This is a genomic window from Rhodoferax ferrireducens (assembly GCF_049302455.1).
GTDB lineage: Bacteria > Pseudomonadota > Gammaproteobacteria > Burkholderiales > Burkholderiaceae_C > Rhodoferax > Rhodoferax ferrireducens_B.
The window spans coordinates 17602-31243 of record NZ_JBAQMD010000004.1; the positions used below are offsets into that span (position 1 = coordinate 17602).

At 58.7% G+C, this 13642-nt stretch carries 13 protein-coding genes; 10 read left to right on the forward strand and 3 right to left on the reverse strand.

Annotated features, from left to right (window positions below):
- Positions 1-7 precede the first annotated feature (7 nt).
- Positions 8-2542, reverse strand: coding sequence for a molybdopterin-dependent oxidoreductase (locus tag WA157_RS00290; protein WP_422619035.1), 2535 nt, complete (start codon positions 2540-2542; stop codon positions 8-10).
- Between the two features lie 452 nt (positions 2543-2994).
- Between WA157_RS00290 and WA157_RS00295 the strand changes: the two genes are divergently transcribed.
- The 7 genes from WA157_RS00295 (at position 2995) to WA157_RS00325 (ending at position 9427) form a co-directional block, all read left to right on the forward strand.
- Positions 2995-3849 (forward strand): PhnD/SsuA/transferrin family substrate-binding protein, encoded by an 855-nt coding sequence (locus WA157_RS00295; protein WP_422619036.1) that lies wholly within the window; start codon positions 2995-2997, stop codon positions 3847-3849.
- Complete coding sequence (locus WA157_RS00300) at positions 3849-5321, forward strand: sensor histidine kinase (RefSeq protein ID WP_422619037.1); 1473 nt, start codon at positions 3849-3851, stop codon at positions 5319-5321. The genes WA157_RS00295 and WA157_RS00300 overlap by 1 nt, the downstream gene beginning before the upstream one ends.
- Complete coding sequence (locus tag WA157_RS00305; RefSeq protein WP_422619038.1) at positions 5287-6618, forward strand: sigma-54-dependent transcriptional regulator; 1332 nt, start codon at positions 5287-5289, stop codon at positions 6616-6618. Before WA157_RS00300 ends, WA157_RS00305 begins: the two co-directional genes overlap by 35 nt.
- A 106-nt stretch (positions 6619-6724) precedes the next feature.
- Positions 6725-7255, forward strand: coding sequence for a sigma-70 family RNA polymerase sigma factor (locus WA157_RS00310; RefSeq protein WP_422619039.1), 531 nt, complete (start codon positions 6725-6727; stop codon positions 7253-7255).
- A 103-nt stretch (positions 7256-7358) separates the two neighbouring features.
- On the forward strand, positions 7359-7853 hold the full coding sequence (locus WA157_RS00315) for a hypothetical protein (RefSeq protein ID WP_422619040.1): 495 nt from the start codon (positions 7359-7361) through the stop codon (positions 7851-7853).
- 226 nt (positions 7854-8079) lie between these two features.
- The gene (locus WA157_RS00320; protein WP_422619041.1) at positions 8080-8883 is read left to right on the forward strand and encodes a hypothetical protein; all 804 of its coding nucleotides are present in this window, start codon (positions 8080-8082) and stop codon (positions 8881-8883) included.
- Complete coding sequence (locus tag WA157_RS00325; RefSeq protein WP_422619042.1) at positions 8870-9427, forward strand: type II toxin-antitoxin system VapC family toxin; 558 nt, start codon at positions 8870-8872, stop codon at positions 9425-9427. Before WA157_RS00320 ends, WA157_RS00325 begins: the two co-directional genes overlap by 14 nt.
- Positions 9428-9566: 139 nt before the next feature.
- On the opposite strand, the gene WA157_RS00330 is transcribed toward WA157_RS00325, so the two are convergent.
- Positions 9567-9800 carry a DUF2188 domain-containing protein gene (locus WA157_RS00330; RefSeq protein ID WP_422619043.1) on the reverse strand — a complete coding sequence of 78 codons (234 nt, stop codon included), beginning with the start codon at positions 9798-9800 and terminating at the stop codon, positions 9567-9569.
- Between the two features lie 95 nt (positions 9801-9895).
- On the opposite strand from WA157_RS00330, the gene WA157_RS00335 reads away from it, so the two are divergent.
- Both WA157_RS00335 and WA157_RS00340 read left to right on the forward strand, forming a co-directional pair.
- Positions 9896-10966, forward strand: a complete 1071-nt coding sequence (locus WA157_RS00335) for a helix-turn-helix domain-containing protein (RefSeq protein WP_422619044.1) — start codon at positions 9896-9898, stop codon at positions 10964-10966.
- A gap of 16 nt (positions 10967-10982) precedes the next feature.
- The gene (locus WA157_RS00340; RefSeq protein ID WP_422619045.1) at positions 10983-11480 is read left to right on the forward strand and encodes a hypothetical protein; all 498 of its coding nucleotides are present in this window, start codon (positions 10983-10985) and stop codon (positions 11478-11480) included.
- Positions 11481-11598: 118 nt separating this feature from the next.
- Here the strand turns inward: WA157_RS00340 and WA157_RS00345 are convergent, their stop codons facing one another.
- A complete protein-coding gene (locus WA157_RS00345; protein ID WP_422619046.1) occupies positions 11599-12384 on the reverse strand; it encodes an alkaline phosphatase family protein in 786 nt (261 codons plus the stop codon).
- A 322-nt stretch (positions 12385-12706) separates the two neighbouring features.
- Between WA157_RS00345 and WA157_RS00350 the strand changes: the two genes are divergently transcribed.
- Positions 12707-13642: permease (locus tag WA157_RS00350; protein ID WP_422619047.1), on the forward strand; the 936-nt coding region annotated here is incomplete at its 3' end.

A 13642-nucleotide genomic window follows, 5' to 3' on the forward strand; every position in this document is an offset into this window, starting at 1 on the left:
TCGGCGGTCAGGCCTTCTGGATCCGCACGCCGGTGAAGCCACCGTTGCGGGCGGTCGCACCGCTCAGCCGGTCGTAGTCATCGACCAGGATTTCGTTGTTGTTGCCACCTCGGGGAATGCCCTTGGCAAAGTCTTTGGCTGCCACACGACCGTAGGCCCAGTGACCCTGGCCGTAGCACTTGGCCACCGTACCGGGGCGCACACCTTCCCACAGTTTGAGCTGGCAACTGATCGTTCCGATCATCGACGTGATCTTCACGTTGTCGCCGTTCTTCAGGCCCAGTTTGGCGCCGTCGAGCGGGTTCATTTTGACCACATCGCCCCAGGACACGTCACCCGGATCGACCTTCTTGAACTCCTGGTACCAGGGCAGATTCTGCGAGCGCCCTTCGCGGTTCAGACGCGACTTGTAGTCAATGAACGTGAGTGGGAAGTCGGCCAGGCTACCGTGACGCTTGACCGTCTCGTAATGCGGCACAAAAGCCACCTCACCGCGCGCCACATAGCCGCTCACGGTCAGGATATCGTCGACCGTGGTCTCGTACTTCTTGGCATGCTCCAGCAGGCCCTTCTTGAGCGACTCACTGTAGAACTCGAACTTTTTGGTTGGCGTGTTGAACTTGCCGCCCCAGCCCTTCTTGAGCGTGTATTTGGGGCCGCTGAACATACCCTTCTTCTTGAAGTCGGCCCAGCCATTGATCGGTGCGTCACCCTTGAGCGGTTCCTTGGCTTCCCAGATTGGTGCGCTGGTCATCTTGGCAGCGATCTCGCTGAACTCCAGCGCGGTGGTCGGCGCCTTGCCGGTTTCCGGGTCCTTGAATTCTGTTGAGTAGTAGTCGAACAGATTGGCGAATCCCTTGGCCTTGAGCTTCTCAGCCAGCAGCCACATCACTTCGGTCTCTTCCTGTTTGACGTCCCACAGCCGCTTGACCGCGCCCTGCTGAACGGACGCGTAGGCATAGCCATTGCCCATGTTGGTGACGATGGACCAGCCCTCGGCCGAGTTGAAGGTGGAAGGCAGCACGATGTCGGCAAACATCGTCATCTCGGATGCGTTGGGCACCATGTGCACAAAGAACGGCACTTTGGTCAGAGCTTTTTCCCAGCGCTGGGTCCCCGTGCCAGAGAAGGCGAAATTGGACCAGGTCGAAATGAACACCTTCACCGCGCCTGGGTCTTTGAGCATGCCGTTGGCCACGTTATTGGTCACGACGCCACTGCCGGGCTTGGCGTTCATCATCGCAGGCATGTCTTTGGCGCCACGGCCATCGAGTTTCTTGCCGTGACCTTTTTCTTTGGCCAACGCATCAATGTAAGCATCGACTTTCGGGAAATCGGCCAGCTTTGGGCCGCTCGGACTTTGCCAGACGCCGCCTTCCACATCGACCGAGCCCAAGAGCCCGTTGAGCGCATAGACCGCCATGGCAGCGTAAGTGCCGCGCGGGGTCATAGCCACGCCGGGTCCCATGTAGACCACCGTCTTGGGTGCGGCCTTGCCCATGGCACGGGCCACCCGCACGATTTGTGCTGCGGGAATCAGCGATTCTTTTTCAGCCCAGACGGGCGTTTGGGTCTTGAGTTCCAGGTTCCACCACTTCACCAAGCCGTGGGTTTCCTTCTCCACAAAAGCGGCTTCGTCCACCGCCTGGCCAGCCACAAACAGGTTTTTGCCGTCCTTGAAGTCGCCCACAAATTCCTTGTTCCACAGGCCCTCGGTCAGCAGCACATGGGCGATGGCACCAGCCAAGGCGCCGTCAGTGCCGGGGCTGATGGGCAGCCACTCATGGGCTTTGGCCGCCACATTGGACAGACGGGGATCGACAGCGATGACTGTGCCGCGCTTCACGATGCCCGGGAATTGGTTCATCATGTTCGGCACCATGCGGTTGGAAGCCAGCGGATCGCAGCCCCATGCCACCAGGCAGTTGGTGTTGGCCAAGTCGTAGTCACGGTAGGCGAAGAAGCCCTGGGTCAGGCCCGGACCCATCTTTTCAGCCTCGGCGCAAATGGCGCTGTGCGAAAAATAATTGCCAGTGCCCCACACCTTGGGCAGCGTGCCATACAGCAAGTTGGTTGATGTGGGGGAATAGCGACCACGCATGTAGGTCAGTTTCTCCGGCTCACCCGCCTTGCGAAGCTCCATCATCTTGTCGGCCACGGTGTTGAGCGCTTCGTCCCAGCTGATGGGCACAAACTTCGGATCAATGCCACGGCCCTTGAGCGGGTTGGTGCGCTTCATCGGCGTTTTGATGCGATCCGGGTCATACATCTGCTGCGGAATCATGTGGCCGCGTGGGCAGACATAGCCGTGGTTGGTCTTGGACAGCGGATTGCCGCGCACCCGCGTGGCACGCCCCCCTTGCACGAAGATCTGGATCGCGCACCACTGGGTACAGCCCTGGCAGGTGCTGGCAACCCAGTCACCCACGGCGGGGCTGCAGGGCTTGGCCTGGCGGGGAATCAGTGCGCTGTGAATGGGCTTGGCGGGTGGCGCCATGGCGCAACCGGTCACCAGCGACCCGGCAGATATGCCCGATGCCATGATAAAAATTCGTCTTGTCAGCTTCATAACCTGCTCCTGATTTGATGTTCGACGACTTTGTCCGCAAACTCCGTGCCACCCATCAGGAAGGCCGTGCGGCACCTCGGTCCAGCCGCGCTGCAACAATTCACTCAAGCCAGACTTTCAGAGAGAGCAATGCCTTGGGCGCAGACCTGTAAGGTCATTTGTGAGCTTTGTGCGCGACCCGGCGCGCTTTGGCGTCTTCGTTACCTCTTGGTAACAGGCGAATGGCGCCAAAGCGCGCTGCTGAGCCGGGGCGGTCACAGCAAGGGATGTTCCGGAAATCCAGGTCGCTAAAATCCACTGTGTTTTCAGCGCCCTGACGCTTGGCCCTGGCCCTTGCTGAAGGATGCCAAACAGGGCGTTACCACCTGGTAACCAGAAAAGCCAATGACCTGACGAATGTCACCGTCTGGTAACGAGGAAACAGGATGCCGAAATTTCTCAAACTCATGCTCATCGCGCTCTGGCTTGGCGCATCGTGCATGGGCGCACAAGGCGGCCGGGAATCACGAACCATTCGCGTCGCCATGACACCCGCTTTTCTGCATGACCAACACGCCTTGCTCGCCGAGTGGCGGGACTACCTCGAGTTCCGGTTGAACCGCCCGGTTGAGTTTGTGCAGCGCGACCGCTACCGCGACACGATGGACCTGCTGCAACAGCAAAAGGTCGAGTTCGCCTGGATTTGTGATTACCCTTATGTCATGTTGAAAAAGAAGCTTCGCCTGCTCGCCGTAGCGCTCAACCAGGGCAAGCCAAGCTACCGCTCCTACCTGATCGTTCCGGCGCGAGACTTGCAGACGCGCAGCGTGCACGATCTCAGAGGCCGTGTCTTCGCCTACGCTGACCCGTATTCGAACACCGGCTATCTGGTGCCGCGCTTTGAGATCAAGCAGAGCGGCGGCGACCCCGCGACATTTTTCAAGCGCACGTTCTTTACCTGGTCGCACCGCAAGGCCATCGACGCTGTTGCAGCGGGACTGGCCCAGGGCGCAGCGGTTGACAGCTATGTCTGGGATGCGCTGCACAAGGTTCGCCCGGACATCACCGCCAAAACGCGCATCGCCTGGAAATCGGAGGAATACGGTTTTCCGCCGCTGGTCGCCCAGAGCAATGTGCCGGACGCCGATTTTCTGCTCATGCAAGACGTATTGCTGACCATGAAAAACGACGCGCACGGCCGCCTGCTGCTCGCCCGGCTCAACCTGACCGGCTTCATCGCCGGGTCGCCGCAACTTTACGACCGCGTGGAAGAGATGATGAGGCTCATTGGCGAACGCTGATGCGCCTCTTTGATCTCAGTTTGCGCTTCAAGCTGCCACTTTGGGGTGGCGGGCTGATCGTGGCCACAGCGCTCGCCGTGTCCACCTCTTTCGTCGTGCAGGCGTGGGACAGCCTGAATCAGGATCTGCAGCAGAACGCCGAAGACATTGGGCGCACCATGGCCCCTTCTCTTTTTCCGGTACTCCTGCACGACAACGTTTGGGGCGCCTTCGAAATCGTCTCACTGCCCTTTTCCGCCAACCCGGAAACGGCACTGCACGAGAGCCTGATCGTGCTCGACAACGACAGAAAAGTTTATGTGTCATCGCGCCCCGAGGAACACCCGGTGCTCAGTGAACTGGCCCTTTTGGGGCCTGACTATGCCGCCCTCGACGGTGATCTCCCCATGGCGGCCGATGCCGGTATTTTTGCGCGTGCCGCGCGCGGTGCACAACGCATTTTCGTCGCCGTGCCAATCGCCAATGACGGCGTGCGGCTCGGCACCTTGATCGTCACTTACAACAAGTCCCTGCTCTGGCAACGTTTCTCACGTCTCCTGAACCGCGCTTTCTGGATCACCCTGCTTGTGCTGGGTGTGCTGCTACCGATCACGGCCTACTGGGGGCGTCGCATGATGCTGCCGATGCGGCTGGTGACCGAGCGCATCAGCCGCATCGGCAGTGGAGAACTCGAAGCTCTGGACCCGGCGCTCTACCCGTACAAGGATGAAGTGGGTCAGCTTTTCTTGGCTTATGAAGCAGTGCTTGCCAAGTTGCGGGAAAAGGCCGAGTTTGAGAAAGAAATGCTCAAGAGCGAGCGCATGGCCGCGGTGGGGCGGCTGACAGCCAGCATTGCGCACGAAATCAACAACCCACTGGGTGGCATGCTCAACGCCATCAGCACGCTCAAACGCCATGGCGACCCGGACCCGGTCACGCAAAAAACGGTTTCACTGCTGGAACGCGGGCTCTCGCAGATCCGAGAAACGGTCGCCGCACTGCTGGTGGAGGCCAAAGTCAAAAGCCGTCCGCTGGGCGCCGCCGACCTGGAAGACGTTCGCATTCTGGTCATGCCCGCGGCCAACAAGCAGGGCACGCGGCTGTCCTGGGTGGCGGCCCTGCCCAACGCGCTGCCCTTGCCTTCCACCCTGGTGCGCCAGGTCCTCATCAATCTGTTGCTCAACGCCATTGCAGCGGCCGGTCACGGCGGTCAGGTGGCGGTGCGGGCTCTGGCCAGCGAGTCGCGCCTCGTCGTGGTGGTGGAAAACAGCGGCCGGCCGTTGTTGCCTGAGCAACTGGCCCGCTTGTTCGAGCCCTTTACCAGCTTCTCGGACAGTGGCAATGGCCTGGGGCTGTGGATTTGCTACCAGATCGTCACCCAGTTGGGCGGTACGATCGGCGCCGAATCGAGCAAAGAAATAACACGATTCACGACCATCATTCCTTTGGACCTCCAGCATGACGCAAGTACCGCGCAGAATTTGCCTGATTGAAGACGATGAGATCATGGGTGAATCCCTGTCTGACCGTTTCACGCTGGAGGGCTTCGGTCATGACTGGTATCGCAATGGCGGCGATGCCCTGGTCGCGCTGCGCCAACAGGACTACGCGCTGGTCATCAGCGACATCCGGCTGCCAGACATCACCGGCGACGCCCTGTTCGAGCAGTTGCTGGCAGAACACCGCAGCTTGCCGCCTTTTATCTTCATCACCGGCCACGGCGATATTGATACCGCTGTGCGCCTGCTCAAGAAGGGTGCGCGGGACTACATCACAAAACCCTTCGACCTGGACGCGTTGATCGAAAAAATACAGGACACCACCGCGCCCGTCGGCGAACTTGGCCCTGGCGGCTTGGGCCGCTCGCCCGCCATGCGCCAGATTGAAGCCTTGCTGCATCGGCTCGCGGCAAGCGAGGCCTCGGTATTGATCACCGGCGAATCCGGCGTTGGCAAGGAGCGGGTCGCGCAGGCGCTGCATCAGTTGACAGGTGAAAGCCGGCCCTTTATCGCCGTCAACTGTGGCGCACTGACTGAAAGCCTGCTCGAAGCCGAGCTGTTCGGCTACGAAAAGGGCGCCTTCACCGGCGCCGGCCGGACCAAGAGAGGCGTTTTTGAGCAGGCCGACGGCGGCACTTTGTTTCTGGACGAAATCGGCGACATGCCACTTGCCATGCAAGTCCGGCTGCTGCGCGCGCTGCAGGAGCGCAGCATCGTGCGCGTGGGTGGCGAAACGCCAATTCCGGTCGATATCCGCCTCGTCTGCGCCACGCACCAAATTTTGCAGGAGCGCGTCCTCAGCGGTCAATTCCGCGAAGACCTGTACTACCGCATCAACGTGGTTGAGCTGCGTATTCCGCCCTTGCGCGAGCGTCCCGAGGACATTCTTCCTTTGGCACTCGCGCTGGTGGCAGAAATCGCCGCCGCCAGCGGCAAATCGCCGCCCCTATTGACGCCAGCGGCCGAGCATGCGCTCAAAGCCTACCCTTGGCCGGGCAACATCCGGGAGCTGAAAAACGCTCTGGAGCGGGCCAGCCTGATGAGCGACGGCCGCTCGATTTCGCATGACATCCTGTTCGACCGCCCGGCCCCGCCACTGAGCGCGCAGCTGGATGTGGCGGGCAGTCTGCGCGACTATCTGAGTGAATGTGAACGCGACTTCATCGTGCGCGCGCTCGGCTCCTGCCAGTGGCAAATTCAATGCTGCGCCGACTCCTTGGGCATCAGCCGCAAGAACCTGTGGGAGAAAATGCGCAAGCTGGGCATCGACAATGAAAACGCTGCCGACTAGGCGGACAACCGCACCAGCCCCTGATTTGCTATAAATACGATAGCTATATGTTGTTATTTGGCGAGGGTTGGAGCCCTATTTTTCTATTCAAGTCATCGAATCCACCATGAACTGCCTGACCACCGCCTGGACCGCGCATGAAAGCGAGTTGCGCGGCTGGCTGCGCCACCGCGTGGGCAATGCGGCGCTGGCGGACGACTTGCTGCAAGACCTGTTTTTAAAAGCACTGCGCCAGGGCGAGCGCTTTTGTGCGGTCGAGAACGCGCGCGCCTGGCTGTTCGAGGTCGCGCGCAACACGCTGGCGGACCATTTGCGGGTGGCACACCAAATGGTGGAGTTGCCCGACGATTTGGTCGCACCCGTTGAGGACGCCGACACGGTCGACACGCTCACGGCCTGCTTGCCGCGCGTGCTCAGCGAATTGAGTCCGGACGACCGCGAAGCCATCACCTTGTGCGACCTGCAAGGCATGCGCCAAGCCGACTTTGCCAAAGCCAAAGGCTTGAGCCTGAGCGCTGCCAAATCCCGCGTGCAACGCGCCCGGCTGCGTTTGCGCGCCCAGATGAGCCAGGTCTGCCAGGTACAGGTGGACGACAGCGGCCGTGTGAGCGACTTTGTGCCGCGCCCTTTGCTTTGAATTTGCTATAGTGTTGATAGCATATAGCCCATATTTAATAAGGGCTACATCCATATTTGGCATATTAGTTTCTTAGGTATATTGCGGGCCTAGAATGGCCGCCATGCCCAAAGAAGCCCACGCCCGCATCAAGATCAACAAACTGCTTGAAGCCGCTGGCTGGCGTTTTTTTGATTCATCTCAGGGCAAAGCCAACATTGCGCTGGAGCCCAACGTCAAACTCACCCAGGCGCAGGTGGATGCCATGGGCAATGACTTCGACACGACCAGCAATGGCTTCATCGACTTCCTGCTGCTGGACGAATCAAATTTCCCGCTGGTAGTGCTGGAGGCCAAGGCCGAAGGCAAAAACCCGCTCATTGGTAAAGAGCACGCCCGCAAATACGCCAAGTCACAAAACTGCCGCTTCATCATCTTGAGCAACGGCAACCTGCATTACCTGTGGGACCTGCAGCACGGCAACCCGCATGTGATCACCCGTTTTCCGCAGCCCGGCGCCATCAAGGGCTACGCCCGCTTCCAGCCCGACCCCAAGCGGCTGGTGGCAGGGGCGACCTCAGTTGTTATGGGTTTGGTAGCTGCGCAGGCGACAATATGACCACAAACGCAGTCGAAGTTCTTTCCATCTTGAAACGTGGCCTCACTGGTACGTTTCACCGCGTTGGCGCGCAACATTTGCGACGCGACCTGAATTAGATTGAAGTTCGAACCATCGCCCGTACGGCTTTGGGGTATAAGTACGTTGATCGCACTTGTGTCGCCCTGTAAGGCGTCGTCGGCAAGCGCTTGATGTACTCGCACGCATTGTGAGCAAAAAGAACGTAATGAGCAGCAATAAATTTAAGGTAACTCTGAAAGGCGATGAGGCTAACGATAGCCTGCGCCTGAGTGATCTTATTGACCAGCTCAATGCCGTAAAACAGGCTCTAAATCAAGTTGATGTGACGGTGTCTGGGCGGAAGACCCCAGGGCTTTATTACCGGATAACCAAAATTACGATGAACAGCCCTGCGACCATAGAGGTCGAGGCCATGTCCAAGCCAAACGTTGCCAACTATGGTGGCAAGGTCGTTTCCAAACTCAAGCGAGATTTGCAATTTGTGATCGCCGGTAAGCGGCCCAAGGAGGCGGACTTGGATTTGCTCGAATCGTATAAGGGGCTGGTACAGCCCTTACGAAAGCATGTATCTGAGGTTCTATTCGAGTTCGAAAAAGGGTCTGTGGACATTCCTCGCAATCTAGATATGAAGATTGACGAGATACTCGGCCCTGATCAGGTCGAGATGGGGTCAATCATTGGAAGTCTTGATGTTATCGACATCCACAATCAAAAGAACCAGTTCAAGGTATTTCCGACAGTAGGGCCAACCAGCATTAAGTGCCAATTCACCAAAGAGATGTTGACCACTGCCGTTGCCGGTATAAACCATTTCGTTCGAATTTCGGGTTTACTTCACTACAAGAAGGCCGAAAAGTTTCCGCACTTTATGAAGGTGACTTCGATAGAGGTTTTACCGGAAAAGTCTGACGCACCGACCATGTCGAGTTTGAGGGGGATCGCCAAAGATGCATATGGCGGTTTGTCTTCCACTGAGTATGTTGAAAAGGTCAGGAATGGCGACTGGTAAACCTAAGTTCTATTGGGACACCGCGCCACTTATCGCCTGGATAACGGACGAAAAGCGGAAAGATCCGTCAGAAATGGCCGGTCTTGCGGAGGTTGTGGAGCTGGTTGATCGTGGTAAAGCGATTTTGATGACTTCTGTGCTTTGGCGTGCTGAGGTTCTTGATAGTTCGCTATCTTTAGCCCAGAAGAAAAAGCTTGAACTTGCTTTTCAGGGAAGAAGCATTATTGAGCTATCCATCGATGGGCGCGTATTGGCTCTTACCAGCGAGATTCGTAGTTTCCAAAAACTTTCGAAGTCGAAATCCGCACAAAAAAATATTCGTGTGCCGGACGCGATTCATTTGGCAAGTGCAATTCATTACGAAGCAACCGAGTTCCACACCTTTGATGGAGCCAAAGCGAACGGTGGTACTGGCGGATTGCTCAGTCTAAACGGAAATGTTGCCGGGCATCGTCTTAAGATTTGTACGCCAAAGGCGGCGCAACTTCGACTCGAGTTTCCAAATGGTGAAGACGACCAAGTCGAAAATTTCGGACAAGACTAAGACTGCTCGCATAGCCCGTTTGACGATGCATTGAGACGCGTGTTGTCAGCGCCAACTGCAAGCTGATCCGCCGCATGGCGATCAAGCGCAACGCCACGCCTGACCCGAGTGCTCGGTAACTAAACCCATTTGCTGGGCGCTAATCCTTGTCTGTGGGCGGGCAAGGGTCGTTGCCAAAGCTGTCGCGATGGTGTATCTGATTCTGGCGGTTGTGCACCAGCAACTCACTGTGGTCGCGCTGGGCGATCTGGCGGCCGTAGTCGATCGCCTGCTTCTGGGTGTCGAACACTTTGGACACCCGTTCCGTGTTGGGTCGGCGAGCGGCCCAGTCGTCACCATGGCGAACGACGTGTACATCCTTTGGATTGCTCATGAAAATGCTCCTTTGACATGGAGCTTGAAGTTTACAAAAAACTGTGTAAACTGTCAATTTGTAAACCTTAGTTCAAGTCCCCCAGGAGAAGTACCATGATTGGAAAGCGCCTAAAGCTGGCGCGCGAAGCGGCTGGTTTATCGCTGCGTGCAATGGAAGATGCCATTCACGGCAAGGTGTCTGCGCAGGCCATAGGAAAGTACGAGAACGACCAGATGATGCCGGGCTCAGACGTGCTGCTGGCACTGGCGCAAGCCCTTAAAGTCTCGCCTGAATATCTGCTCAGCGACCGTGACGTTGCGCTGTCGGGTGTGGACTTTCGTAAAGAGCCCGCCGCGGGTGCCCGGGAAGAAAAGGCGGTGGAGGCCGTCATCATTGACCATCTGGAGCGCTACCTTGAAGTTGAGGAACTATTACCTGACGCGCTGCTGGATTGGGCCACGCCCAAGGCAAAGGAATTTGCGATCAGTTCAACGGAGGATGCCGAAGCAGCAGCGGATGCCTTGCGCCGCTTGTGGAAGATCGGTATTGACCCGATACCCGCGATGGTGGAGCTGCTGGAGGACAACGGCATCAAGGTGATTGCGCTCGATTTGCCGCTGACGGTGTCAGGGTCCAAGGCGTTTGCCAGGCGCGACGGGCAGCATCCTGTCGCGGTGATTGTGGTCAACAAGAACCACAACGGTGAGCGGCAACGCTTTACGCTGGCGCACGAGCTGGCGCATCTGGTGCTGCAACTCAAGGGTGAGTGGAACGAAAAAGACGCTGAGAAGGCGGCAGACCGTTTTGCGGGCGCTTTTTTGGTCACCCGCGAGATGTTGTTCAAGCGGTTGGGCAAGGTGCGCACGGCGCTGTCGCTGGGCGAACTGCTGGAGTTGAAGGCGTTCTTCAGGGTCAGCGTGTCCATGCTGGCGATGCGCTGCAAGCAACTGGGCATCATTGGGCAGGCCGCGTTCAACCGTTTGTGGGGAACCATGGTGCGGATGAAGTGGGTTGGTAAAGCGGCTGTTGAGCCCCATCCGTTCGACGCGGAGACGCCGACGCGCATGGAGCGCCTGTGCTTGCGCGCGGTGATGGAAGAAGCGATGTCGGAGGCCAAGGCGGGCGAACTTCTTCAAATCAGCGTGCGCGAACTGGATGCACGTTTGTCGCCGGCAGCGACATGAATCGGGGCCTGAAAACGTGATCCTCCTCGTCTCGGACACTTCAGTTTTGATTGATCTTGAGCGGGGTGATTTGCTCCCGGTAGCCTTTGCGTCGGGGGTACCCATGGTGGTGCCCGATGTGCTGTACGAGAGGGAGTTGGAGCCCTACAACGGCGCCTACTACCGAGCGCTGGGGCTGCAAGTGGTGGCCCTGCAACCCGACGAGGTCAGCTTTGCTCAGCTTGTCAAGAACGAGCGCAAACCATTGAGCCTGCCAGACTGTTTTGCTCTCTCTTGCGCACGGCGGCAAGACCATGTGCTGCTCACGGGCGACGGCCCACTGCGAACTGCAGCCAAAGATTACGGCGTGGAGATGTACGGCCTCTTGTGGCTGTTGGACCGGCTGGCTGAAAGCGGTGCGGCCACCTATTCAGTCCTGCACGAAGGGCTGACAAAAATTTCACAGGGACCGCGTTGCAGGCTGCCGAAGGCCGAGATTCAGCAGCGGTTGAAGGCTTGGGGCTGCGCGGGGTAATGGGCGCCGGGATCGAAGCCAAGCAGGCGCATGGCGGCACATGGTTGCTCGACGAACTCGCCGCCAGTAGCAGATTCAATGCTGCACTGACTGTAGGCCTGACTTCGCCGCTGTCCAATCAACGTTTGGCTGCCCCAAGCCTGTTTTGCACCAGGCGCTTGAGATCGGTAATGCGGAAAACGCCTGGGGCCAGCGCAGGAAGCGCCTGCTCGGCGGCCATGATCAGTGGTAGCTTGAAGTCCTCCGGATGATTGGTGCCGTGCTGGCGCTCATGGCCGGCATGGTCGCTCGTCACCACAAGCAGGTAGCTGCCGCGTTTGGCAACCTCGTCCAGCAGCGGGGCCAGCGTCCGGTCGATATGCGTCAGCTCCTCGGCATAGTCTGCCGACAACCAACCGGCGTCTGTCCCCGCGTCTTCCAGCCCGCTGATGTGAAGAAAGACGAACCGCCTGCCCGCCCGGCTGAAAAAAGTGCGCGCCCTGTCAACGCCGTCATCCCTGGCCAGCGCATGTTCGTCCACCGCCGCGCTGATCAGATAACCCAGTTTGGGTTTGGCATAAAAGTAAGCCGTTTGAAACCCGCGCTGTTTGGCAACGTCAAGCAGTGTTTCCCGCGCTACCTGCGGCAGACCCGGCTTCCAGTCGTTGTCTTGCTTGCCGCTTTGCGCGGGTGTCAGCCCGGTCATCATGGCGGTGTGCGCGATCAGGGTCTGCGGCGGCGTGACGCTCTGGCCCTGCAGGGTGTAGCGCCCCGAGCGCATCAAGCGGTGCAGTGTGGGTGAGGCCTGCTCGCTCAGCGCGGCCGGATGCAGCGCGTCAATCGAAACAATGAGCACGGTTTCGACCTCGCGGGCCAAGGCAGAGGCGGCAAGCAGCCAGCAAAAAAACAAAAACCCGATTTTCATTGCTGTCACCCCTCACAAAAAAATATGGTGCCCTGCTCGCTCAGCAACGCCACTTGATCATAGTCGCCGATAGTCAGCGGGGTCACTTGCTGCTATAGGCATTCGCCGAAATCCTGGTGTCAACATTCTTTTTCATAGGACAGTCAAGGCGCAACTGAACGGCATGAGGTCTTGCGAGGGATCATGTGGGGGTACCGGTTCACCTCAATGGTACTATTGTTTTTATAGCATATGACGCAATACTGACGAGGGCTACGGCCCGATTTCTTATAAATTTTTGGCAAGCCTGCGTCTTTTGCCCCGTTGGCCCGTCTTCACTGGCATGACCACGCTCACCGCGCCCCTCAAGTCCTGGCCGAGCCGCCAGCCCATCGTCTTCCTGATGCTGGCCGCTGTGGCCTGGCTGGCGCTGTACCAAACGCTCAACCCTGCGGCTGAAGCGCTGGTCGCGGCCCTGCCGGTGGACCGGGCCAGCCACCTGGGCGGTGCGCTGCAGTTTTTCTTTTACGACACACCCAAGGTGCTGATGCTGCTGACCGGTGTCGTGTTTGTCATGGGCATGATTAACAGCTACTTCACGCCCGAGCGCACGCGGGCCCTGCTGGCCGGGCGCAGCGAAGGCGCCGCCAATGTCATGGCGGCCAGTCTTGGCATCGTGACGCCGTTTTGCTCCTGCTCGGCCGTGCCCCTGTTCATTGGCTTTGTGCAGGCTGGCGTTCCGCTGGGGGTGACGTTCTCGTTCCTGATCTCGGCGCCCATGGTCAATGAAGTCGCGCTCACCCTCTTGTTTGGCATGTTTGGCTGGAAAGTGGCGCTGCTGTACCTGGGGCTGGGCCTGAGCGTGGCGATTGTGGCGGGCTGGGTCATTGGCCGCCTGAAGATGGAAGCCTACCTGGAAGACTGGGTGCGCGACATGCCCAAGATATCAGCCGAATTTGAGGCCACCGGTATGACGCTGGGGGATCGCATCGAAGGCGGTTTTCATGCGGTGCGTGAGATTGTGGGCAAGGTCTGGCCCTACATTTTGGGCGGCATTGCACTGGGGGCCCTGATTCACGGCTATGTGCCGGAGGACTTCATGGCCAGCTTCATGGGGCGTGATGCCTGGTGGTCGGTGCCGCTGGCGGTGGTGATGGGCGTGCCGATGTACACCAACGCGGCCGGCGTGATCCCGATCGTGCAGGCCTTGCTGGCCAAGGGTGCCGCTTTGGGCACGGTGCTGGCCTTCATGATGAGCGTGATTGCGCTCTCCTTGCCC

What these genes read in the sequence shown, in the direction of transcription:
- WA157_RS00290 (WP_422619035.1), bottom strand. Translation starts at nt 2,542, where the DNA reads ATGGCATCGGGCATATCTGCCGGGTCGCTGGTGACCGGTTGCGCCATG.
- WA157_RS00295 (WP_422619036.1), top strand. Translation starts at nt 2,995, where the DNA reads ATGCCGAAATTTCTCAAACTCATGCTCATCGCGCTCTGGCTTGGCGCA.
- WA157_RS00300 (WP_422619037.1), top strand. Translation starts at nt 3,849, where the DNA reads ATGCGCCTCTTTGATCTCAGTTTGCGCTTCAAGCTGCCACTTTGGGGT.
- WA157_RS00305 (WP_422619038.1), top strand. Translation starts at nt 5,287, where the DNA reads ATGACGCAAGTACCGCGCAGAATTTGCCTGATTGAAGACGATGAGATC.
- WA157_RS00310 (WP_422619039.1), top strand. Translation starts at nt 6,725, where the DNA reads ATGAACTGCCTGACCACCGCCTGGACCGCGCATGAAAGCGAGTTGCGC.
- WA157_RS00315 (WP_422619040.1), top strand. Translation starts at nt 7,359, where the DNA reads ATGCCCAAAGAAGCCCACGCCCGCATCAAGATCAACAAACTGCTTGAA.
- WA157_RS00320 (WP_422619041.1), top strand. Translation starts at nt 8,080, where the DNA reads ATGAGCAGCAATAAATTTAAGGTAACTCTGAAAGGCGATGAGGCTAAC.
- WA157_RS00325 (WP_422619042.1), top strand. Translation starts at nt 8,870, where the DNA reads ATGGCGACTGGTAAACCTAAGTTCTATTGGGACACCGCGCCACTTATC.
- WA157_RS00330 (WP_422619043.1), bottom strand. Translation starts at nt 9,800, where the DNA reads ATGAGCAATCCAAAGGATGTACACGTCGTTCGCCATGGTGACGACTGG.
- WA157_RS00335 (WP_422619044.1), top strand. Translation starts at nt 9,896, where the DNA reads ATGATTGGAAAGCGCCTAAAGCTGGCGCGCGAAGCGGCTGGTTTATCG.
- WA157_RS00345 (WP_422619046.1), bottom strand. Translation starts at nt 12,384, where the DNA reads ATGAAAATCGGGTTTTTGTTTTTTTGCTGGCTGCTTGCCGCCTCTGCC.